Below are 23,348 nucleotides of genomic sequence, written 5' to 3' on the forward strand. Positions count from 1 at the left end.
AGTTGAAGAAACTCATTTGATTATCGCTGTTGAATTATTAATTTCTATGCTCAACCTAAACCACGCAGTTTCATGGCAATGTTATCGATATCCGTGGATAAATAATATAAACCAATCACGCACCCCTGAAAAACAGGGGCGCCCATTTTCATGCGGCCTCGATTTGTATTTGTACAAACACACGAATTATTGCGCCAAAACCCGAAGCGCCCTGCTAACCGTGAACCACAGCCGATGGAGTCTGCAGAGGCCGTGGATAAGGTTTTGTGAAAATTCTATACAAATCGGCCCATAAGGGGGATTACGCAAACACAAGGAGGCGGTGATACGAACGCTGCACGAGAGGCAAATGCTGCAACGCACTGGGCGGGACAGCCCTAGCCCCCAAGATTGCCCTGCAGTCTCAAGGATCAGGCCGGCGTTATCTCATTCCAAAAAGGCCGGCGCCTATCGAATGCACGCACTCAAATATTACGCTGCATTCTTGTGATCCCAGCGATACGTGGGCGCTGATGACTATTTTCATCTTTGAGTTTTCCCGTGTGTTTGCGCAAATGCAAATCGAGGCCGAATGAAAATGGCCGCCACTGTTTTTCCTGGAAAAAATTGATTGATTTTTACTTATTTGTGCAAATCAACACGCAGGGTATTTATTGATCACGCTGACATCCGCCGATAGCTGAAGCGCGGCACTTCCTGCGCGGCCACCATAGGCCGCCCACCCAAGGGGCTCCAATCCTTCTCCCTGCCAGGCAGCAACGGGGGCAATCAACACCCGGCAAGCTACGAGTTTGCGTCGCGGTGCTGTCTGTCGAAATTCAGCCTCGCTTCCCGGAAGCGGTCCGCGTTCTCCACGATCCAGGTCCACAGCGGGACCATGCGAACGAGCAGCTCCATGCCCGTGTCGGACAGTTCGTACTCGACTCTGGGCGATATCTCTTCGAAATCATGGCGGAGCACCAAGCCGTCACGCTCGAGCTGTCGTAACGTGCGCGTCAACATGCGCTGAGTCACCCCGTGCATGCGCCTGCCGATTTCTGCGTGGCGCAGTCTGCCGTACACGCCGAGCGTGTGGATGACGCCGAGTGACCAACGGCTTCCAGCATGGGCAAGCACCTCCCGCCGCAACCCATCATCATCGTCTCTCAGACCGTCACATATGGTCTGCGAATAGTTGAGAAGTTCATCTCGATCCAACTATCTAGCCCCCAGTATCACGCGTGTACCTTCTTACATGCACGCCCATGCATCGCTAGACTACTGCAACACATTCCCTTAGCAGGCTAGAAATGAACCAAACAGATCCTAACGCTACGTCGCAAAACATTCTCGTGCTCGGTGCCGGCGAACTCGGCCTGCCGGTGCTGCGCAATCTTGCGCGCCGCGCGAAGGACGTAGACGGCGCGAAGATCAGCGTGCTGCTGCGCGCAAGTGCCGTTGAATCCAGTGCACCCGGCAAGCAACAAGATATCGCGGAGATCCGGGGGAATGGGATCGAGATTGTCGTCGGCGATCTTGTGAAAAGCTCTATCGATGAGCTCGCCGAAGTCTTCGCGCAATATGACACAGTCATCGGTTGCGCGGGCTATGCAGCCGGAATCGACACGCCAATGAAGTTGGCGCGGGCTGCCTTGCAGGCGCGTATCCCGAGGTACTTCCCATGGCAGTTCGGGGTCGATTTTGATGTGATCGGTCGCGGCAGTCCGCAGGACATCTTCGACGCACAGTTGGACGTGCGCGAATTGCTGCGCGGTCAGCACCAGACCGAGTGGGTCATCATCTCGACCGGCATGTTCATGAGCTACCTGTTTGAGCCAGACTTCGGTGTGGTCGACTTACAAAACGATGCAGTCCACGCATTAGGCAGTCTGGACACCGCAGTAACGCTGACGACGCCCGACGATATTGGCGCACTGACTGCCGCGATCGTATTCGCCCAACCGCGTATCCGCAACGAGATCGTGTATCTGGCCGGCGACACCGTGACTTATGGGGAGGTCGCCGACAAGCTGCAAGCAGCGCTGGGCCGCCCCTTCAGCCGTTCGGCGTGGAGCGAGCAGTACTTGCTGGACGAGCTGGCACGCGATCCGCACAACATGATGCGCAAGTATCGTGCGGCTTTTGCTCAAGGGCGGGGTGTCGCATGGGACAAGCGTGGGACGTTCAATCAACGCCACGCTATTCCGGTCACCGACGTGGCATCGTGGATCAAGGCAAACCTTGCTTCGGGCCGCAGCGAGTAATCGTCGGTCGGCCTCTCCAGGCAAACGTCATCGACGAAAGCTTCCCAGAACAGAGAGCCGCCCCCAGCGAAGGGGTGGGCTTCCGTATTCGGTACTGACTTCCATCGAGTTCTGCTCGGTGAAGTTGGCGTGTTCAAGCAATGTGGCGGGAGGCGGAAGTTGCTTGTCAGCGGTCGCTGACGGCGCTGAAGATTGAATGACGGGTTGGGGTCGGTAGCGGTCCTTGACCTATCAGCCGGCAACCATCCGCAGCCAGAAGCGGCCATGTAACGCGGTGAGCTCTCGAAGGGCTTCGCCAAACTGATGATTGGCTCGACAATGGGTCAGTCGCGCTCTGGGGGCAAGCTGTGCAAGATGTCGTCGTTACACGCGTTGAGCGGTATTCGGATGAAGTTCAAGCGTGGCGATGACTGACTAGCCACGCATCTAAGCACCATGGCTTAAGCTGCTGCTGGTCAGCTTCACTTTCGGGCAACGCATGTTCAAGCGCTTGGTTCCGCTGCTTTTGGTCTATCTCCTGTGCGGGTGTTCCGCACCGAAGCCCATCGTTCGCGTGTCTGGCCTAGACACGCAACCCTGGGTGATTGCCATCCCCGCTGCCGTCTCTATGGACGGCGCTCTGCTACAGCAGGCGGTTGCGACCTTGCCGCCGCCCGTCGAGCATGGCTTGCACAGCATGCTTGTCGTGCGACACGGAAAGCTGGTCCAGGAGGTGTACTGGAATGGCTACGACCAGGACGCCCAGCAGGACTTGCGCTCCGCCACGAAGAGCATCACCGCTTTGCTGGTAGGCATCGCCATCGACAAACACATCGTCAAAGGTGTGAACGACCCGCTGGGCTCATACCTCGAGACGGCATACCCGCATGCCCCCGCGCTTGGACACCGCATCACGTTGGAGCATCTGCTGACGATGCGTAGCGGCCTGGCGTGTGACGACCGCGACCCCACTTCGCCAGGGCAAGAAGACCGCATGTACCGGGAGCACGACTGGGTCCGGTACTTTCTGGAGCTGCCCGTAGCAGTCCCGGCCGGAACCGCAACTCACTATTGCACTGGCGGCGTGGAAGCTCTGGGCAGGGTCGTGGCCGAAGCCAGCAAACAGCCCGTCCCGACCTTTGCCAACGAAGTGTTGTTCGGCCCCTTGGGCATATCGAATGCGCGCTGGGCCGACTTTGATCAGCATCGACAAACGGATACGGGTGGGCACTTGGCCTTGCGCCCGCGCGACCTGGCGAAGATCGGCCAGTTGGTACTCCAAGGGGGCATGTGGAATGGAGAGCAACTCGTGTCTCGCACATGGATCGAGCAGGCGACCAGCGAGCACACGCTCATCGACAAGAGCCGCAAGTCGTATGGGTACCTTTGGTGGCGTGCATCGGCGCCGTACCAGGGCAGGCACGTACAGATTGTGTATGCCTCAGGCAACGGAGGCCAACTCGTCTTTGTCGTACCGGAGCTGGATCTGGTGGCGGTCTTTACCGGCGGCAACTACAACTCGCCGAAAGCGGCGCTGCCTTTCCAGTTGATGGGCAGGTTCGTGCTGCCTGCGACGCTCTGAACGACGGTTCAACCTGTGGTCTTGCAGCGCCTTGATGCAGACAGCTTGAAGCCGGAGCTCATCGTGCAGCCTGCAGCACGCATTTCCAACGTGTTCGCGCCGAGGAGCAGTCCACTTATTGAGTCGGTCCTGAACAATTTCCCCAGTCCTTGCGGGACAAGGCTTGCGGTCCAAAGAACGTTGCCGCAATTGCAGGAATCAAGCATATTGATGCGGCAATCCTGCAAATTCCGACGAGGCTTGGATGGGTCCGAAGGCGCCAGTCAGCGAGGGAGATTTGTTCCGGCATCCGCTGCGCGAGCAGATCAACCTGAAGCATCCGCTGGTGTGTCTTGCTGATCTGATCGACTGGGACCGGCTGAGCGCGGCGATGAGCGAGAGCTTCGTGTCCAAGCGTGGCCGTCCGGCCACCTCGCCGCGTCTGATCGCAGGGCTGCTGTACTTGCAGCACGCCTTTGACCTGTCAGACGAAGAAGTCGTCTGGCAATGGGTTGAGAACCCGTACTGGCAGGTGTTCACGGGGGAGACGTATCTGCAGAACGAGCCGCCGATCGACCCGTCGAGCTTGACGCGCTGGCGTAAGCGGTTGGGCGAAGACGGTGTGGAAGAACTGCTGGCCGAGACGATCGATGCAGCCAAGCGCGCAGGCGTGATCAAGCCCTCCAGCATCAAACGCGTGATCGTCGACACGACGGTGATGGAGAAGGCGATCGCGCATCCGACCGATTCGCGTCAGCTGGAGCGTTGTCGTGAGCATCTGGTGAAGGCGGAGGCCCAGCACGGATTGAAGTTGCGACAGAACTACAACCGCGAAGCACCGCGCCTGGCCGGCCAGATCGGCCGCTATGCGCATGCCAAACAGTACAAGCGCATGAGGGGCGCGCTGCGCACCTTGCGCTCGCGGGTGGGGCGGGTGATGCGCGACGTTGAGCGGCAACTCGGCTCGTTGGCGGCGCCAAATCGCACAGCGCTGGAAGAATTGATTGGCCGCGCCAAGCAAATTCTGTCGCAGAAGCCCAAGGACAAACACAAGCTCTACGCGCTGCACGCGCCGGAGGTCGAGTGCCTAGCCAAGGGCAAAGCGCGCAAGCCGTACGAGTCCGGCGTGAAGGTGTCGATCACCACCACGCCCAAGGAAGGGCTGGTGCTGGGTGCCCGCTCGATGCCGGGCAATCCTTACGACGGGCACACGCTGGCCGAGGCGCTGGAGCAGGCGGAGATTCTGAGCGGCGCGAGGCCACAGATCGCGGTTGTTGATCGCGGCTATCGGGGCGTGGAGGTCGAGGGTGTGAAAATCTACCACCCGGGCCTGCGGCGCGGCATCACGCGCGGCCTGCGCGCGATGATCCGCAGGCGCAGCGCAATCGAGCCGGCTATCGGGCATATGAAGGCTGACGGCAAGCTTGATCGGAATTGGCTCAAGGGCGCCCTGGGTGATGCGATGCACGCAGTGCTGTGCGGCGCTGGCCACAACCTGCGCATGATCCTGCGGAAGCTGCGGCTTCTTTACGCCTTTGTTCTTGTTGCCCTGTTGAACCGCTGTGGCCCCGCCATGGCGATGGCGTGAGCCCGAGCTGCGGAAAGAACAAATTGTTCAGAGCCGACTATTGAGATCGTGATGGCACAAATAACCGGTAAAACAAGCACTTATTGCATTTTCGCGTCCGCAAAAATCTCGTGAATATGCCCCAGAAACCCGCATGATTTCCGGAGCTGGCACCAAATTGCAAATACATATCGGCCTCTCGACTCTCCCTTCTCCGGCGCTGATAGCCGCCGTCCGCATCCGGCTGAAGTGGACGGCCAAAGAGAACAAACTTATGAGTGACTTCGACACCGACGCCATATGTGTTCAAAGAAAAGGTTGCATGAGGTTGCAGGTGCACTTACCTCTGCAACACGTGCACCGGACGGTTACCGTCATGTGTTTTCGTGCGCAAATGCCTCGAACAGCCTGCTGAAAGGATAACTATGCGGGAACCGAAAAGCTCGATGGATACCGTTGTGTGTCAGCGAAGCCATCGGCGCAGCGTCTCGGTAGCCATTGCCATTGTGTTTTGTCTTGCAATATCGGGGTGCTCGAGCTGGATCAAGGCGGCAATGCTGCAAATTCGGCCGTTCACAGGATTCGAGAATGTATCGCCGGCGTCTTTGGTGCATGTGGAGAGCAGGGCGCCTGGCGAAACACGGGCTTTGGCGAAGCAGTTGCAGGATGCATACTCCGCCGCACAAATGAAAATCGAGCGCACGCACGGCGCCAGCCTCAAAGCACCCGACGTGTATGTGTGTGCAAGTGAAGCCTGCTATGCGAAGTATGTGATGAACGCCGACTCCAGCGCGGAAACGGGACAAGGCGGCCACACTGTCATACTGAATGCTGTTCGGCTCCTGAAAAACGACAGCGGTCTGCCAATTTTTACGCATGAGTTATCGCACATCTTCTGGTACCAGCATGGCCAGCGGTGCGCGCCGCGTTGGTGGCTGGAAGGTATGGCAGTTGCCACCTCGGGCGGTGGGGCGGAGAGCGTCAGCGACGCACAAGCGCGACAGTTCTTGCGCGAAGATCACGTGTTTCGACCAGTCGTGGACAATGGTTGTTTCAGCCCGGCCCGACGCGGCACGTTGAGCTGGGCGACATACTATCGGCAAGCAGCCATGTTCGTTATTTACCTTGAAAAAAACACTCCCCATTTTGCGCAAGCGCTCGAGCTCATGCGCCAAGGCGAAAGTGTGGGGGTAGCCCTCCAAGCCGCGTACGGACAGCCCGTGGCAGCGCTGTGGGAGCAGTGGCGAAGGAATGAAACGGCACCAGGTCCATAACAAGGCTGCGTAATGCGGCAAAACGAAAAAACAGGTCCGGTCATCGCTTCGCTTCCGCTGGACCAGGCAGGCACGCCGTGAAAAGACTGCATCGTCTTCGTATCAAATTGTCCTGACCGTCCGGAATGGGTCGGCTACGGCCGGCCGCGTCGGCCGGCTGTCGGCCATCAAGAGCCACTGCTCTTTTCGCCCTCAATGGCCAATCAGCGCCGCGTTCCGGCCGCTCGGCGCTCAAGGTGGACCCTCCCCGAGACACGAGGAGTTGCCGGTTCTGACACATTGGTCGACGTAACCTGTCAGCTTGCCGGATTGCCCGCCGTGACGATCCACGCCGCGCCGTTGATCATCAACGACCGCTCGCCGGGGAGGCCCGCGAAGGCGGCACGAACTGCAGCCGAGGCGCGGGCGCGGATGTCGTCGGGCTGATCAGCGAGCACACGCGACAGCGGGCCGACCTCGAGCGTCATCCTCAGTGCGTCGTCAATGGCCGTGTCCCGCGTTTCGCCCTCGCCGAACGGGACGGCCGCGTCGAAGGGCGAGATAGCGATATCGGTAAAGCCAGCCGCCGTCAGGATGCGTGCCACGCGCTCCCGGTCGCCGAACGAAAATGGGCCGGGCGCTTCGGGATCGGGCAGCGCGCTCGGCGGGACGATGCCCTTGAGCGCGCCCATCGGCAGGCGCACCCAAGCGTTTTCGGCCGCGCCGCGCCAGCAGACGAAAGCGACTCGCCCGCCCGGCCGGAGTGCGCGTCGCATATGGGCGAACGCCGCTGTCGGGTCGTCGAAGAACATCACCCCGGAACGCGAGAACAGGATGTCGAACGCGCCCTCGGGCAGCTCTGCGCTGCTGGCGTCGGCCACCTGAAACAGGGCCGGCGTATCGGGTCGCGCAAGCGCGCGCTCGGTCGATCAGCGGTTCGGATATGTCCACGCCCAGCACGTGGCCCGCCGCACCGACGCGGGCGGCCAGAGCCAGACTCGATGCGCCCGCGCCGCAGCCGATATCCAGCACGCGCTCACCCGTCGCGGGCGCGGCGGCTTCGATCGCGGCCTGGCCGAACACCGTCACCAGAGCGTCGAGCCGGGCCTGGTTGGTGACCCAGCGCTCCCCGCTTTGACCATTCCAGTCGGCCACCTGATAGGCATTTTGCTCTGCCATGTCATCTCCTTGACTCAACGATGCGCCCTTCGCCGCGCCGATCTACGCCAACCTTTTCGAAGGCGACGACGCAACGAGAGAGGGGAATCTGTGCTCTCAAACCACCATCGACTGCTGGGCGAAGATACCCGCCATTGCGCCCTGCGAGGATGCCTGGGTGACCGAGGGCAAGAAGGGCGTGGCGAGGTCGCCGGCGGCGTAGATGCCGGGCATGCTGGTTTGGCGGCGCTCGTCGACCTTGAGGACAATGCCGGTGGGCGTATCGACCGTGGCGAGGCCCAGTGATTCATGCAGGCTTGCGGACGGCTTGTTGCGTGGATTGGCGAACAGGATGTCGACCACGACGTTGCGACCGGTATCGAGATTAACGGAGGTGATATGGCCCTTCTGATGGGCGATCTCGACGATCCGGCCATCGACGACAGGTGTGTTGCGGCGCGCCAGATCGGCCTGGATATCGGGCGCAATGTCATGACCATCGGCGAAGACGGTCAACGTGTCAGTCCAATCGCGGAACAGCCTGGCCGACTGGTACGACTGCGGGCTGGACCAGACGAGGCCCCAATGCTGGCCGGCGACTTCAAAGCCGTCGCAATAGGGGCAGGGCACGATGGATGTGCCCCAGCTTTCGGCAAAGCCCGGCACATCAGGCATCTGGTCGGCGACGCCATAGCTCAGGATCACGCGGCGCGCCCTCAGGCTTTCGTGATCGTCAAAGCCGTACGACCTGGCACACACAACCATGAAGACTCTGTTTCTGAAGCTGTGCGCAGCCGCGCTGGTCACCACCTCGGTAATTGCAGCCCCCGTCCAGGCAGCCGAGCTGCACGTCATGAGCTCCGGTGGCTTCACCGCCGCCTACAAGGTGCTCGGGCCGAAATTTGCATCGCAGACGGGCAACACGCTCAACACCGCGCTTGGACCCTCGATGGGCAAGTCGCCCGAAGCGATTCCGAACCGGCTCGCGCGCGGGGAGCCTGCCGACGCCGTGATCATGGTCGGCTACGCGCTCGACGATCTGATCAAGCAAGGCAAGGTCATTCCAGACTCGCGCGTGGAACTGGCCGACTCGCGCATCGGCATGGTTGTGCGCGAAGGCGCGGCCAAGCCCGACATCAGCTCGCCGGAGGGGCTCAAGCAAGCGCTGCTGCATGCCAAGTCGATTGCCTACTCGGACAGCGCAAGCGGCGTCTATATCGAGCGCGAGCTGTTCAAGAAGCTCGGTATTGAAGAGCAGGTCAAGGCGAAAGCGAAGATGATCCCGCGCATTCCGGTGGCGTCGGTGGTGGCCACCGGCGACTATGAAATCGGCTTTCAGCAAGTGAGCGAGTTGCTGCCGGTGCAGGGCGCAACCTTCGTCGGAAAGATCCCGGAGTCGCTGCAATCGGTCACGCGCTTTGCCGCGGGCGTCCCCGTTGGCGCACAGCATCCGAAGGAAGCCAAGGCGCTACTTGACTACCTTGCTTCGCCCGGCGTGCAGGCAGACGTGAAATCGACCGGGCTCGATTCGGTGACTGCACATTGAATTGAAACAGGGCGACGGGGCGATGGGCCAAGCGGCCCATGCTATGCATCGCTCGCCATCCTGCCGCGCTTCGCTTCAATGATCATCCGGTGAAATTCCTCGGCGGCCGGTGTAAGCGCCCGGCCGCGCCGCTTCACGATACCGACGCGCCGGTTCACCACCGGCTCCACCAGCGGCACGCTCGTGAGAATCGGGTGGTCATGCCCCGGCATGGCCATCGACGGCACCGCAGCAACGCCAAGGCCCGCTTCAACCAACCCCAGCATGGTGGTGACGTGCCGCGTCTCACAGACGCTTGGCGCACGCGGCGCCACGGCTGACAGCGCCTGATCCAGCAACAGGCGGTTGCCCGACGTCTTGTCCACTGACACGTATTCGTGCGCGTAAAGCTCGTTCCACGTCACGCGCTTCTTGCGGGCGAGCGGATGATCGCGCCGGCACGCTGCAACAAACCGCTCCTGCAGCAGCATCTTGAATTCGATCTCAGGTTCCTGGCTGCCCATAAAGCTCACGCCAAAATCTGCCTCTCCGTTGATGACGGCGCCGAGCACTTCGTTCGCGCTTGCATCCAGCAGCTTGACCCTGATGCGCGGAAAGCGGCGGTGGTAGGTCGCAATCAGGTTCGGCAGAAAGTAATAGGCCACCGACGGCACGCATGCGATGGTCACGTGCCCGAGGCGGCTCGATGAAACGTCGCGGATGCCGAGCAGTGCGACGTCGAGATCGTCGAGCAGTTGTTCTGCGCTGCGGGCAAACACGCGGCCAACCGTGGTGAGCGTGACACTGCGCGTGGTGCGTTCGAACAGAGGCACGCCCAGCGCGCTTTCCAGCTTGTCGATCCGGCGGCTCAACGCGGGCTGGGAAATGCTGATCGCCTCGGCGGCCTTTCGGAAGTTGCCCAACTCCGCCACCGCGCGAAACGTCTGCAAGTCCGTCAAATCAAAGTTGATACCCACCTGCCAGTTCCTCTTCTTGGAAGCAGAACATTCTGCGCGATTTATCACATCGATGACACATGTTGGTGACCCACATCGAGAGGCGCGAAGACATGCGTCGCCCCAGTGTGGTGCTCTCTGCTGAAGCCGACCGGGATTGGTGCAAGGCGATTCCGTTGCTATGCCAACGCGTCATTTTCTAAGGGGCCGGTGTTCGGAGATTCAGCACGGAGAAGCGCCGCGCTTTGTTAAAGAAGTGCATCAAATCTGCCAATATGGTGGTGACCGTTGACACGCGATGTCACTTATCTCAACAAGAATGGTCACCCCCAGTTAGTGGGGTGCGTGGCATGGTTCGTGCAGCCCCACCGACGGTTTGACGACAACAAGAAACGAGAGGGTGTATGAGCAACAAGCAGGTGTTAGAGGTCGCGCCATCAGAGGGCGTGTGCCAAACAGACGGCGTTGAGAATGTCTCACGCCGCCACTTCGTGGCGGGGCTGGGGGCCTTGCTGCTGGGCGGATGTGGAGGTGAGGGCGATGATGCTGCCGCCGCGGATGTTACGCCGGCAACGTCGGGAGGGGGCAGTCAAGTGCCCGGCACGCCGATTGGCAAGACGCCAGTCGCGCCGCCTGACGGCACAGTGCAGATTCAGCGGTTCACGCATCCACGTCTGCTGCATACCGAAGAGGATTTCGCGCGCATGCGCACAAAGGTGGGGGCACACGCCTCGCCCTGGATCGATAGCTGGAACTTATTGATAGCCGACGGGCGTTCTCAGCTGGGTTACACCCCGAATCCGCAAGTCGTGGTGTACCGCGGCGACCCCACCCATGCCGACAACGCCTATCCGTTGTGTAGCGATATATCTGCCGCTTACGCCTGCGCCTTGCGCTGGAAGATTTCGGGCGATCAGCGCTATGCCGACAAGGCCGTGCAGATCATGAATGCCTGGTCCTCGAAGCTGACAAAGATCGCCGTGAGCGACGGCCACTACGACGGCTTGCTCGTGGCGGGATTGCAGGGATTCCAGTTCGCCAATGTGGGCGAGATGATGCGCGACTATCCAGGCTGGGCACCGGCGGATTTTGCGCGCTTCCAGACCATGATGATCAACGTGTTCTATTCGTTGATCTCTGGCCTGCTGACCACACCAAGTAGCCTGTCGGTTTTTTCCAACTGGGATCTGTCCACGATTGCAGCCATCCTGTCCATTGCCGTGCTGTGCGATAACCGCGCGGCGTTCGATGGGGGCATCAATTATTTCAAGTCCGGCCTCGGCAATGGCTGCGTGTTCAACACCGTGAACTACATCCACCCCGGCTATCTTGGGCAAACGCAGGAATCCGGGCGCGATCAAGGCCACAACACGCTCAGTGTGGCGCTGCTTGCGACCATCTGCGAAGTTGCCTGGAATCAGGGCGAAGACTTATACGGATTCGATAACAACCGCGTGTTGGCCGGTGCCGAATATGTTGCCAAGGGCAACCTGACCGACCCCGCAACGGGGGCGTTTTATGCGATGCCGTTCGCGCCCTACACCAACGGCGGCGCGCCCGACACCGTATTTTCCGTCGGCGCTCAGGGAGCGCGGCGCATCGGCTGGGCATCGCTCTATCATCACTACGTCAACCGCAAAGGGCTGTCCGCGCCCTACACGGGCAGATTCATGTTGGCGACCCAGCCGGAAGGCGTTTCGTTAGGCGACGAGCTCGGCTACGGTACGCTGACCTTCACACGCGATCCCATCGCCTCCGGTGTGCCGCCCAGCGGCTTGACCGCCTACGTCACCGGCGGCAATGTGGTGCTGTCGTGGTGGGGCACGGCCTATGCGACGAGCTATACCGTCAAGCGCAGCACCACCAAGGGCGGCCCCTACACCACAGTCGCCGCCGGCATCGTCGATCCGCGAACTTATACCGACCCCTCTCCCGCCGCAGGAGCGTACTACTACGTGGTGACGGCGACGACGCTCAGCGGCGACACCGCGATTTCCAACGAGGCGAAAGCGATCACCGCCGTGCAACTGCACACCCACCTCACCTTTGATGAAGGCAGCGGATCGCAGGCGGCGGACAGCAGCGGCAACATGCGCAACGCCGTGCTGGTGAACGGTGCATGGGGCGCAGGCAGAACCGGTAGCGCCGTGTCACTGAACGGCAGCAATGCCTATGTCAGCCTGCCCAACGACCTGCTGACCGACCTGGCCGATTGCACCATCGCGTTCTGGGTGTACTGGAACGGTGGCAACACCTGGCAGCGCATCTTCGATTTCGGTGCGGGACCGGGTCGTTACATCTTTTTGACACCACGCGGCACCAGTTCCGGCGTCGTTTATTTTGCGATAACAACCAACAACGGCGGCGGCGCGCAAAGAATCTCCGGCAAAGCCGTTCTGCCATCGAAACAATGGGTGCATGTGGCGGTGACGCTGGCCGGAGCCAGCGGCACCCTCTATGTGAATGGTGCACCCGTCGGCAGCAACACTGCCATGACGACCGCGCCGTTCCGCTTGAGCAGCACCAACCAGAATTGGCTCGGTCGTTCACAATTTATCGGAGACCCGTACTTCAACGGCTTGATCGACGATTTCCGCATCTACCGCGGTGCGCTCAGCGCAGCGCAGATCGCGTCGCTCATGGCGAGTTGATTACCACGAGCCCCAATGGCGGGTCCGGCAATCTGATGGATTTTTTTTCTTCAAGGATTTCCTGGATGACCATGTCGAAACAATGATGGATTGCCGCAGCAGCGATGGCGTGTGTGCTGTTCGGCTGTGGTGGCGGCTCCGATGGCACGCAGGGCAGCAGCACGATGGGTGCGGGGACGCAAAGCGGCACCGTTGGCGGTGCCACAGGCGCGACTAACAGAGGCAACAATGGTGGCCAGACTGGCGGTGGCAACACCAGCGGCAGTACGTCCACCAGCACCCAGCAGGGTGACCTGCTCCCGCCAACAGGGCCAGAGGGCATCTAGTAAAGCCCGATTCAGGTTTGCTCCTGAGCGGCAGGAGCCACCGCTGTTGCTCGATACCGCGCCGCGAATTCTGCCGGCGGTTGGTAATTCAAAGCGCTGTGTGGTCGCGCCTCGTTGTAATCCTGGCGCCATGCCGCGATGACAGCGCGTGCATGGGCGAGGCTCGTGAACCAGTGCTCGTTCAGGCATTCATCACGGAACTTGCCATTGAACGACTCGATGTAGGCATTCTGCGTCGGTTTGCCGGCCTGAATCAATTTCAAGGACACGCCGTTGGCGTAGGCCCATTGGTCCAGCGCTCGGCTCGTGAACTCCGGCCCTTGGTCCGTGCGCAGCGCTTTGGGGTAGCCCCTGAAGCACGCCGCCTGGTCCAGCGCCCGTGCCACGTACTGGCCCGAGATGCCGTGGTCCACGACGATGTCGACCGCTTCTTTCGTGAAGTCATCAACGATGGTCAGGCATTTCAGGCGACGCCCATTGGACAATGCGTCCATCACAAAATCAATCGACCATACCTCGTTCGGTGCGGCCGGCAGAACCAGCGGCTCGCGCTTGACCATCACGCCGTGACGTCGCCGCCTGCGCCGCACAGCCAAGCCAGCCTCGCGGGACAGCCGGTGTACGCGTTTGTCGTCTAATTGCTGTCAATAGATTTCCTCTTGGATAGGGTTCAGGCCAGCTGTTTCGTTGTCGTCTTCGTGGTCACCTTCGCGCCACAACATGCCGTTAGATGGTCGCTACAACGTTCCGATGTGATTGCCGCGGTTTTCCCGCAAAGCGCGTCAAGGAATCGTTGCGGCGACGTAATCAGCCTGGATGAACCGGTACCGCACTTGTTGCAAGTACAACCATCCTACGATGGGGAGCGTCCTGCTATCCCGGGATGAACTCCTTGCCGCTTTTCCATATTGAGAGCAGTAGCGTGGCGAGTTTGCGAGCGGTCGCGACCAGCGCCTTGCGCAAGCCAATCCTCGGAATCAGTGACTGCGCCCAACGTCGGAGCGCGCAGTCGCGTTTGTGACGCAGGAGCAAAGCCGACGCGGCCTCGAATAGCATGTGTCTGGTCAGCCTGCAGCCGGTCTTGGATATCCCACCGTTATGGTCCACTTCGCCCATTGGTACTTCCTCGGCGTTAGACCAAGATATGGACCAATGTCGCCGACCCGGCGGAAGCGATCCGGATTGTCGACGGCAGCAGCGAATGCCACTGCTGTCGTCACACCGACACCGGGGACCGTCATCAGACGCCGGCACACATCGCTGGCACGCGCGATCCGTTCAAGCGCCTTGTCGGTCTCACGGACCTGCCTGTCGATATGCCTCCAGCTGTCGAGCAGTATGCCGATTACGCCATGGATCAGCGATGTCGTTGGCGTATGCTGTTCAACGAGCTTCTCGAAGGCGCTGCGCGTCCCAGGAGGAAGCACAACGCCGAAGGTCTTGAGTACTCCGCGGATCTGGTTGTACAGGCCAGTACGCATACTGATCAGTTGACCGCGGGCTCCGAGAAGCAACCGCACCTCGTGGCTCGCGATACTCTTGACTTCGACCGCTCGATACCAGCCACTGCGCGTAAGTTGAGCAATGCCGCGCGCATCATTGCTGTCGGTCTTGTTTAATTGCGTTGCAAGCGCTGCGTGCACGTGGCGGGCGTGAATGCAATCCACAGGAACGCCTCTCTCCCGCAGTCCGTGATAGAACCATACCGCGAGGGGCCCCGTTTCCATGCCGACGCGACGGACCTCGGGAGCTTGCTGCCGGATGACGCTGTCAATGGCTTGTGGATGCGATGCGACTGTTCCACGCCAGACAGGATTGCCGTCCTTGTCGATTACACAAACCACTGTCGATTTCTGCGACACATCGAGACCCACATACGTTTCCATGGCAGCCTCCGTCGGTAGCCGGAGATGCAATTACAGCATGTGATTCGCGTACATACCCTCGCGCTCCAGCAGCACGTGCAGTCGCCGGTAACCAAAGCGCCGGCGCTCATGCGCCAGCTCAACCAGCCGCGCTTTGAGTCGCTCGTTGCCTGGGGCGCCTTGAGCTTCGTAGTGCAGCACGCTGCGGGACAGCCCGACAAGCCGGCAGGCGCGACGCTCGGAGATGTTGACCTTCTGCCGAATCGCCACGACCGCTTCGCGCTTGGCTTGTGGGCTCAGGGCTTTCCCTTGACCACCACCTTCAGCGCTTCCATGTCCAACATCGCCTCGGCCAGCAGCTTCTTCAGCTTGGCGTTCTCAGCTTCCAGCTCCTTGAGCCGACGGGCCTCCGAAACCTCCATCCCGCCGAACCTGGCCCGCCACGTGTAGAACGACGCGTCACTGAAACCGTGCTTCCTGCACAGCTCCTTGACCGCCACGCCAGCCTCCGCTTCCTTCAGAAATCCGATGATTTGCTCTTCCGTAAATCGCTTCTTCATGTCCGTCGTCCTCTTCGGAAACGGACTCTACTAGCTTCCCGGTGGACCGGTTCATTGGGGGCAGGTCAGTGTAGGGTCAATCTTGGCGACGATAGGACCGGACATGTTTGTCATCCTGATGATGAAATGGGTCTTGTTCTATGAGGTGGTGCGCTCCATGCCCGCACGTTGCGGGCACAAGAACGTCTGGGCACCCACTTGCGCAGCGCGCCCCCGGGGCCGTATGCCTCAGCGGTGACGGAAGACCGGTGCCCGTTTGCTGAGGAAAGCGTTCATGCCTTCCTTTTGGCCATCGGTGGCGAATGCCGCCTGGAACAGCCGCCGCTCGTGCAACATGCCTTCGGACAGACTGACTTCCTGCGCGCGGTTCACGGCTTCCTTGGCCATCCGCACTGCCGGTGCGTTGTAGCCGGCGATCGTGTGCGCTGCCTCCAGCGTCGTTTGCAGCAGTTCAGCTGCAGGCACGATCCGGGCCACTAGGCCGGCGGTTTTGGCCTCTGCGGCGGTGATGCTCCGGCCGGTCAGGATCAAATCCATCGCCAGCGCCTTGCCGACCGAGCGGGTGAGCCGCTGAGAGCCACCGATACCGGGTAGGATGCCCAGCTTGATCTCTGGCTGCCCGAAGTGGGCGTCTTCTGCAGCGATGATGAAATCGCACATCATGGCCAGCTCGCAGCCACCACCCAGCGCATAGCCACTAACGGCCGCAATGATCGGCTTGCTGACGGTGAGCAGTTCCTGCCATGCGGCGAAGATGTCGCGTGACTGCAGTTCAGCAAAAGTCTTGTCGGCCATCTCATCGATGTCCGCGCCGGCCGCGAATGCCCTGGGGCTTCCCGCGATGACGATGGCGCCAATGTTGTCATCGATGTCGAAGTGCCGCAGTGCCGCCACGACCTCGCGCGACATTCGCACGTTCAGTGCGTTGAGGCTCTTCGGCCTGTTCAGAGTGATCAAGCCGACGCGCTCGCGCCGCTCGACCAGGATGGTTTCATAGCGCTGTGGGGACACGGGCCCGCTAGCGGCGCGTGTCGGCATTTCGCTTTCAGGTTTGGCCGCAGGTTGGGTGCTCGCACCCTTGGTGCTGGAAGCGGAAGGGGCAGATGGGGCTGGTGCATTGGACATAGACGGTATCTCCTGGATGGTCTGACAAATCGGAAGGGTCAAGCTGTTGCTTGCTTCGGCAGCGTGTTGGCGTACTGCGACTGCGGTTCATCGATAAGCCCGGCGGCCGGTGCGTAGTCTCCCGTTCCCGACATCAGCTCGGCGAGGATGCGCTCGCGGTGCTCATCGAGGGCCGGCGCGCGTAGCGGCGTGGCAGATTCGATGTCGGCAAAGGCACTGAGCTTGATCGGGTTGCCGGCGGTCCGTATCGCGCGCTGCGCCGCGCCCTCCACCTGGATGATCATGTTGCGCGCTTGCAGTTGCGGGTGATCGAACAAGCGGTCGATGGTGTTGATAGGTGCGCACGGCACGCCCGCCGCATTGAGGCGGTCGATCCAATGAGCAATAGGCGCGGTACGCGTGATCGCCTCGATGGCCTGGACCAGCTCCGGCCGATTGCGGCAGCGCAGGTCATTGCTGATGAACCGCAGATCCAGCGCCAACTGGGGGGAGTCCAGTGCATCGGCCATCAGCATGAAGAGCTGGTCGTTGCCGGCAGCAATCACGAAGCGACCATCTTGCCCAGCAAAGGTCTCGAATGGCGCAAGCGATGGATGGCTGTCACCCGTGCGTGTGGGCACTTTGCCTTCCACGTCGTAACGCGCCAGAGCGGTCTCCATGAGCGCCGCCTGGCAGTCCAGCATGGCGATGTCCACGCGTGTGCCCTGTGCGTCACGGGTTCGTTTGTAGAGCGAAGAAATGATGCCAACGGCTGCGAACAGCGCGGCGCTGAGATCCCCAAAGCTCGTGCCCACGCGCGCAGGTGGCGCGTCGGGCCAGCCGGTCAGGCTCATGATGCCGCCCATGGCCTGCACCACCATGTCGTAGCCCGGCAGGTCGCTGAACGGTCCGGTGTGTCCGAAGCCTGAGATGGAGGTGTAGACGAGATGCGGATGGGTCCGCGCCAGCCGCTCGGCACCGTAGCCCAGCCTATCCATGACGCCAGGCCGGAAGTTCTCGACCAGGACGTCCGCCTGGCTGAGCATGCGTTCGAGCAGATCGCGATCCCGCGGACTTTTGATGTCCAGCGCGATGCTCTCCTTGCCACGGTTGAAGCACATGAAGTAGGCCGACTCCTGATCTACAAACGGCCCGAATGCGCGGGTATCGTCGCCGGTCGCGATCCTCTCGATCTTGATGACGCGCGCGCCGAGGTCGGCCAGCACCATCGTGCAATACGGTCCGGCCAGGACGCGTGAGAAGTCCAGAACGGTGATGCCGTCCAGAGGGCCTTTTTTGGGGGGGCGACCTTGTGGGGTGTCCATATGGATGTCTCCTTGTTTGTTGAATCAGGTGCCTGCAACGATCCAACGCGCGGCCTTCTCCGCGATCATCAATGTCGGGCTGTTGGTGTTGCCGCTGGTGATCGTGGGCATGACGCTGGCATCGACGACCCGAAGCCCCTTGATGCCGTGCACGCGCAAGTGGCTGTCCACCACGGATTTCGGGTCGGATGCGCGGCCCATGGCTGCGGTGCCCGCTGGATGGAAGATCGTGGTGCCGATGTCGCCAGCCAAGCGGGCCAGTTGCTCGTCCGTTTGGTACTGGACCCCCGGTTTGAACTCCACGGGGTGATAGCGGGCGAGAGCGCTCTGTGACGCGATCCGCCGTGTGACGCGCAGTGAGTCGGCGGCTACGCGACGATCCTCGTCGGTGCTCAAGTAGTCGGGCGCAATGCGCGGAGCCTCCCGGAAATCCGCACTACGAATCGCGACGTTGCCTCGGCTGCTCGGATTGAGATTGCACACGCTCGCAGTGATTGCGGGGAAATTGTGCAGAGGCTGGCCGAAGGCCTCGAGACTCAGAGGCTGTACGTGATACTGAATGTTGGGATGCAGATAAGAAGGATCACTGCGCGTGAAGATGCCCAGTTGCGAGGGCGCCATGCTCATCGGGCCGCTGCGTTTCAGCGCGTACTCCAAGGCGATCGCGGCCTTACCCCACAAGGTAGTCGCCTGCGTATTCAAGGTGCGTACGCCCTGCACCTTGTAGACGGAGCGGATCTGCAGATGGTCTTGCAGGTTTTCGCCTACGCCGGGCAAGTGATGCACCACCGGAATCTGATGCATCTTCAGCAAGCTCTCGTTGCCAATGCCCGAAAGCTGCAGCAGCTGCGGGGACCCGATGGCGCCGGCACTGAGAACGACTTCACGCGCCGCCCGGACGCTGTGTTGTTGGCCTTGTTGAATGAGCTCGACGCCACAGCACGCTTGTTGTCCGCCTTCACCGCGCTCAAAAAGCAGGCGGCACACTTGCGCGCCAGTCCAAACCGTGAGATTGGGGCGTTGCCTGCGCACGGGTCTGAGGAAGGCCTTCGATGCATTCCAGCGCCAGCCGCTGCGTTGGTTGACTTCGAAGTAACTCACACCGAAGTTATCCCCACCGTTGAAGTCCTCGGTCGCGGGGATGCCAGCCTGTTGCGCAGCCTCGGCGAAGGCATCGAGCACCTCCCAGCGCAGGCGCTGCTTTTCCACGCGCCACTCTCCGCCCGAGCCATGCAGCGCGCCGAAGGCCGCAGTCTGTCCGCCTAGCCCCGCAGCTTCTTCGGCGTCGAGCCGGTAGTGGTCCTCGTGCGCGCGGAAGTCGGCCAGGCAATTTTCCCAGCTCCACGCCTCGTCGCCAGTGACATTCGCCCAATGCGCGTAGTCGCGAGCCTGCCCCCGCATGTAGATCATGCCGTTGATGCTCGAACATCCGCCCAGGGTCTTGCCTCTGGGATAGAGGAGTTGGCGCCCGTTGAGGCCTGGTGAAGCTTCGGTGCGAAAGCGCCAGTCCGTGCGCGGATTGTCAATGCAGTACAGATAGCCCACCGGGATGTGGATCCACGGGTAGTTGTCGGGGCCACCGGCTTCGAGCAGCAGCACCCGCCGGCTCGGATCGGCACTGAGCCGGTTAGCAAGCAGGCAGCCCGCCGTGCCGGCGCCGATGATGATGTAGTCAAAGGCCGGCGTATTCATTTATGTACTCCGAGTTCGGCAAAAGAAGTGAAGGCGCTCATTAAATTAGACCGATCGTATAGTAAATGATAAAAAAAAGAGGCCTAGGACCTCAGGCTTGCTTGAAACATGTCAGCAAACACGCGCAGCGGCTCGCCTTGGCGTTCGAGCTTGGCGCGCAGCACAGCCCCTTCCCAACCTATCCAGAAGTAAGCCGCCCAGCGAGCGCAGTCGGTGTGCTTCGGAATCTCGCCTCTCGCCCTCGCAGCTTCCAGGCAGCGCTCAATGCGCGACTGCCAGTCCAGCAGCACATCGGTGAGTTGTGTACGGAAGGCCTCTGGCAAAGCGCCCATCTCCTGCCCCAAATTGCCCACGAGGCAACCCCGCCGGAACCCGAACCGCTTCATCCCACGCTCGGCATCCCGGCAAAAGGCGTCAATGCGGCTCATGGGCGACAGGCTTTCATCGAGGAAAAACTGGTCGAGCTTGCGCGCGAAGTATTCAGCGTAGAGCGCAATCAGTTCGGCGCCAAAGGCCTCCTTGCTCGCAAAGAAATGGTAAAAAGAGCCTTTGGGTACGCCGACAGACTTCAGTATTTCGTCAATGCCAGTTGCCGAAAAACCCTTCTCGGTCAATGCAGCGACGCCTGCACGGCACAGGGTCTCACGCGTCTCACGGTAGTCGCCGCCGGCTTTCGGCGGACGACCCCTTTTGCGAGGAAGGGCGGCGGTATTGGACATCGGTTCATTATTAGACCGAACGTCTTTTAAGTCAACAGATTCTTCACACCGAGGTGTCTGGCCGGACCTGCGCCCTTACTTCAGGGTGGGCAGCACGAACGCCCTTGCCAATACTCTCGGACCAGCGTTGCACGATGGACTTCTGCTTGGTGTAGAAGCGCGCACCTTCTTCGCCGTAGGCATGCATGTCGCCATACAGGCTCTTCTTCCAGCCACCCAAGCCGTACCAGGCCATCAGCACGGGGATGGGGCAGCTTATTGCATGTGCTGGCCGCCGTTGATGGCGATGTTGGCCCCCGTCATGAATGGCGCTTCTTCCGAAGCCAGATAAATGATCAGGCCGGCAACTTCCTCAGGCTTGCCGAGGCGCCCCACCGGGATCTGCGGCAGGATCTTGGTATCCAGCACTTCCTTGGGGATCGCCGTGACCATCTTGGTGCCGATGTAGCCCGGCGAGATGGTGTTGACCGTCACGTTCTTCTTGGCTACTTCAAGCGCCAGGGCGTTGGTGAAGCCGTGCACGCCGGCCTTGGCGGCCGAGTAGTTGGTCTGGCCGAACGCGCCCTTGGAGCCGTTCACCGACGAGACGTTGATGATCCGGCCCCAGCCGCGCTCGACCATGCAGTCGGCGACCTGCTTGGACATGTTGAACAGGCTGTCGAGGTTGGTGCGCATCACCGCGTCGCGCATCAGGCCGACTTCGGCCTCGCTCGGCGGGCGTACCTTGAGCACGATGTCCGAGGCGGTCCAGAGCGAAGCGGCATCGGGCAGGATCTCGGCGCCGGCGGCGCGGTAGGCGTCGTCGCTGAAGTTGGCGGCATCGCCGGCGCCGGATTCCACCGCGACCGTAAAGCCCAGCTTGATGAGCTTCTCCACCACGTCGGGCACGGTGGCCACGCGCTTTTCCAGCGGGAAGGTTTCGCGCGGGACGCCTATGCGTTGGGCGTCAATATGCTGCACCGGTGCAATTGCCTCTGTCTGCATGAAGGATTTCTCCGGGAGTTTGATAATTAATCGCACAGAGCACCGCCTCGGCCAAAGCACCGATAGGTCAAATCGCTGGAATGCTGTCGAAAACTCGCCTTGAAGCAGGCTGCGAGAACATTCCACACTGTGAGGAAGCGCCTACCCTAGTAGGCAGGGCTGGGGTGATCGGCGCGGCTCACCCGATCGCCCCAGCCCTGGCTCCGGATCGTGCGAAGAGGCTGACGACCCTGCCGCCGGTTGCGACAACGGCACCAGAAAGGCGAGTGCCTTGGGGTTGCCGTGCTGCGCAAGGCCGGGATTTCTCTTCTCCCGGTTTCCTAAAGCAATGCTGCTGTCAGCTTACTTCGAGGTGGGCATGACGAACTCCGCGCCCTTGCCAATGCTCTCGGGCCAGCGCTGCATGATGGACTTTTGCTTGGTGTAGAAGCGAACGCCTTCTTCGCCGTAGGCATGCATGTCGCCAAACAGGCTCTTCTTCCAGCCGCCAAAGCCGTGCCAGGCCATCGGCACGGGGATGGGCACGTTGATGCCGACCATACCGACCTGGATGCGGCGGCTGAACTCGCGGGCCACGTTGCCATCACGGGTAAAACAAGCCACACCGTTACCGAATTCGTGGTCGTTGACCAATTGCACTGCCTTCGCAAAATCAGGCACGCGCATGCAGACTAGCACCGGGCCGAAGATTTCTTCCTTGTAGATGCGCATCTCGGGGGTCACGTGGTCGAACAGCGTGCCGCCCATCCAAAAGCCTTCTTCACAGCCTTCACCAGCCGCCGCGCCGTTGAAGCTGCGGCCATCTGCTAGGAGTTGCGCACCTTCCTTGACACCTTGCCCGATGTATCCAGTGATGCGAGCGTGTGCTGCGGGGGTGACGATCGGCCCCATTTCGGCGGCGAGATTCGTACCATTCAGCACCTTCAAGGTCTTGGTGCGTTCCAGCAGCTTGGGTATGACCTTGTCGGCCACATCGCCGACCAGCACGGCGACCGAAATTGCCATGCAGCGTTCGCCGGCCGAGCCGTAGCCGGCGCCGATCAGTGCATCCACGACCTGATCGACGTCGGCATCGGGCATGACCACCATGTGGTTCTTGGCACCGCCCAGCGCCTGCACGCGCTTGCCATGATGGGCGCCGGTTTCGTAGATGTAGTTTGCAATTGGGGTGGAGCCTACAAAGCTCACCGCCTTCACATCGGGATGTGCCAGTAGCGCGTCCACGGCTTCCTTGTCGCCTTGCACGACGTTGAACACGCCGTCGGGCAGGCCTGCTTGCCTCAGCAGGTCGGCGATGAATAGGCTGGGGCTGGGGTCGGTGGGGCTGGGCTTGAGGATGAAGGTGTTGCCGACTGCAATTGCCACAGGGAACATCCACATCGGCACCATGACCGGGAAGTTGAACGGCGTGATCCCAGCCACCACGCCCAGGGGCTGGCGCAGGGTCCAGTTGTCGATACCGGTGGACACTTGATCGGTGAAGTCGCCCTTCAGCAGTTGGGGGATGCCGCAGGAGAATTCGACGATATCGATGCCGCGCGCCACTTCGCCCTGGGCGTCGGTGAACACCTTGCCATGCTCGGCGGTGATCATATGGGCCAGTTCGTCCTTGTTCTGGTTCAGCAGTTCCAGAAACTTGAACAGCACCCGGGCACGGCGGATCGGTGGGGTGTTAGACCAGGCGGGAAAAGCGGCTTGGGCGGAAGCCACCGCTGCATCCACGTCTTGCTGGTTGCCCAGCCGCACTTGGCGGCTGACGGCTCCGGTGGCAGGGTTGTACACAGACTGGGTGCGGGACCCGCTGCCGGTGATGCGTTGGCCCTGAATGTACTGGGCGACTTCGGTGCTATCAGTGTAGGACATGGTCGGTGTGTCTCGCT

Annotated in this window: 16 protein-coding genes and 5 pseudogenes; 7 read left to right on the forward strand and 14 right to left on the reverse strand. The window is 61.0% G+C overall.

What is annotated here, in order from left to right; all coding sequences use genetic code 11:
• Positions 1–783: 783 nt before the first annotated feature.
• Complete coding sequence (locus ACN9M1_RS26340) at positions 784–1,197, reverse strand: winged helix-turn-helix transcriptional regulator (RefSeq protein WP_426400862.1); 414 nt, start codon at positions 1,195–1,197, stop codon at positions 784–786.
• A 92-nt stretch (positions 1,198–1,289) separates the two neighbouring features.
• On the opposite strand from ACN9M1_RS26340, the gene ACN9M1_RS26345 reads away from it, so the two are divergent.
• From ACN9M1_RS26345 to ACN9M1_RS26360, 4 genes are all read left to right on the forward strand, one after another.
• Positions 1,290–2,243 carry an aromatic alcohol reductase gene (locus ACN9M1_RS26345; RefSeq protein ID WP_426400863.1) on the forward strand — a complete coding sequence of 318 codons (954 nt, stop codon included), beginning with the start codon at positions 1,290–1,292 and terminating at the stop codon, positions 2,241–2,243.
• A gap of 676 nt (positions 2,244–2,919) precedes the next feature.
• A complete protein-coding gene (locus ACN9M1_RS26350) occupies positions 2,920–3,804 on the forward strand; it encodes a serine hydrolase domain-containing protein (protein WP_426400864.1) in 885 nt (294 codons plus the stop codon).
• A gap of 244 nt (positions 3,805–4,048) precedes the next feature.
• The gene (locus tag ACN9M1_RS26355; protein WP_426400865.1) at positions 4,049–5,371 is read left to right on the forward strand and encodes an IS5 family transposase; all 1,323 of its coding nucleotides are present in this window, start codon (positions 4,049–4,051) and stop codon (positions 5,369–5,371) included.
• 425 nt (positions 5,372–5,796) lie between these two features.
• Complete coding sequence (locus ACN9M1_RS26360) at positions 5,797–6,624, forward strand: hypothetical protein (RefSeq protein WP_426400866.1); 828 nt, start codon at positions 5,797–5,799, stop codon at positions 6,622–6,624.
• Between the two features lie 296 nt (positions 6,625–6,920).
• Here the strand turns inward: ACN9M1_RS26360 and ACN9M1_RS26365 are convergent.
• A pseudogene (locus tag ACN9M1_RS26365) lies at positions 6,921–7,782 on the reverse strand (class I SAM-dependent methyltransferase).
• A 96-nt stretch (positions 7,783–7,878) separates the two neighbouring features.
• Positions 7,879–8,496, reverse strand: a pseudogene (locus ACN9M1_RS26370) (NAD(P)/FAD-dependent oxidoreductase); the annotation flags it as partial.
• A 28-nt stretch (positions 8,497–8,524) separates the two neighbouring features.
• Here ACN9M1_RS26370 and ACN9M1_RS26375 point away from each other — a divergent pair.
• Positions 8,525–9,307, forward strand: coding sequence for a substrate-binding domain-containing protein (locus ACN9M1_RS26375; RefSeq protein ID WP_426400867.1), 783 nt, complete (start codon positions 8,525–8,527; stop codon positions 9,305–9,307).
• A gap of 41 nt (positions 9,308–9,348) precedes the next feature.
• Here ACN9M1_RS26375 and ACN9M1_RS26380 read toward each other — a convergent pair whose 3' ends face one another.
• Positions 9,349–10,263, reverse strand: coding sequence for a LysR family transcriptional regulator (locus ACN9M1_RS26380; RefSeq protein WP_426400868.1), 915 nt, complete (start codon positions 10,261–10,263; stop codon positions 9,349–9,351).
• A 383-nt stretch (positions 10,264–10,646) separates the two neighbouring features.
• Here ACN9M1_RS26380 and ACN9M1_RS26385 point away from each other — a divergent pair, with 383 nt between their 5' ends.
• On the forward strand, positions 10,647–12,893 hold the full coding sequence (locus ACN9M1_RS26385) for a LamG-like jellyroll fold domain-containing protein (protein ID WP_426400869.1): 2,247 nt from the start codon (positions 10,647–10,649) through the stop codon (positions 12,891–12,893).
• A gap of 113 nt (positions 12,894–13,006) precedes the next feature.
• The gene (locus ACN9M1_RS26390; RefSeq protein WP_426400871.1) at positions 13,007–13,219 is read left to right on the forward strand and encodes a hypothetical protein; all 213 of its coding nucleotides are present in this window, start codon (positions 13,007–13,009) and stop codon (positions 13,217–13,219) included.
• An 11-nt stretch (positions 13,220–13,230) separates the two neighbouring features.
• Here the strand turns inward: ACN9M1_RS26390 and ACN9M1_RS26395 are convergent.
• From ACN9M1_RS26395 to ACN9M1_RS26440, 10 genes and pseudogenes are all read right to left on the reverse strand, one after another.
• Positions 13,231–13,857 (reverse strand): annotated as a pseudogene (locus ACN9M1_RS26395) (IS3 family transposase); the annotation flags it as partial.
• Between the two features lie 426 nt (positions 13,858–14,283).
• Positions 14,284–15,105 (reverse strand): IS110 family transposase, encoded by an 822-nt coding sequence (locus ACN9M1_RS26400; protein WP_426400872.1) that lies wholly within the window; start codon positions 15,103–15,105, stop codon positions 14,284–14,286.
• Between the two features lie 39 nt (positions 15,106–15,144).
• Positions 15,145–15,644: pseudogene (locus ACN9M1_RS26405) on the reverse strand (transposase); the annotation flags it as partial.
• Positions 15,645–15,872: 228 nt separating this feature from the next.
• On the reverse strand, positions 15,873–16,682 hold the full coding sequence (locus ACN9M1_RS26410) for an enoyl-CoA hydratase (RefSeq protein ID WP_426400938.1): 810 nt from the start codon (positions 16,680–16,682) through the stop codon (positions 15,873–15,875).
• A 125-nt stretch (positions 16,683–16,807) separates the two neighbouring features.
• On the reverse strand, positions 16,808–18,073 hold the full coding sequence (locus tag ACN9M1_RS26415; protein WP_426400873.1) for a CaiB/BaiF CoA transferase family protein: 1,266 nt from the start codon (positions 18,071–18,073) through the stop codon (positions 16,808–16,810).
• 24 nt (positions 18,074–18,097) lie between these two features.
• Positions 18,098–19,765, reverse strand: coding sequence for a GMC family oxidoreductase (locus ACN9M1_RS26420; RefSeq protein ID WP_426400874.1), 1,668 nt, complete (start codon positions 19,763–19,765; stop codon positions 18,098–18,100).
• An 83-nt stretch (positions 19,766–19,848) separates the two neighbouring features.
• Entirely contained in the window at positions 19,849–20,484 is a 636-nt protein-coding gene (locus tag ACN9M1_RS26425; protein WP_426400875.1) for a TetR/AcrR family transcriptional regulator, read from the reverse strand.
• 43 nt (positions 20,485–20,527) lie between these two features.
• Positions 20,528–20,743: pseudogene (locus tag ACN9M1_RS26430) on the reverse strand (hypothetical protein); the annotation flags it as partial.
• The gene (locus ACN9M1_RS26435) at positions 20,740–21,468 is read right to left on the reverse strand and encodes an SDR family oxidoreductase (RefSeq protein WP_426400876.1); all 729 of its coding nucleotides are present in this window, start codon (positions 21,466–21,468) and stop codon (positions 20,740–20,742) included. The pseudogene ACN9M1_RS26430 and the gene ACN9M1_RS26435, both read right to left, overlap by 4 nt.
• Before the next feature lie 342 nt (positions 21,469–21,810).
• Positions 21,811–23,331: a CoA-acylating methylmalonate-semialdehyde dehydrogenase gene (locus tag ACN9M1_RS26440; RefSeq protein WP_426400877.1), complete on the reverse strand. Its 1,521-nt coding sequence runs from the start codon at positions 23,329–23,331 to the stop codon at positions 21,811–21,813.
• Positions 23,332–23,348: the final 17 nt, after the last annotated feature.

The organism is Ralstonia sp. R-29, assembly GCF_049913345.1.
Taxonomy (GTDB): Bacteria; Pseudomonadota; Gammaproteobacteria; order Burkholderiales; family Burkholderiaceae; genus Ralstonia.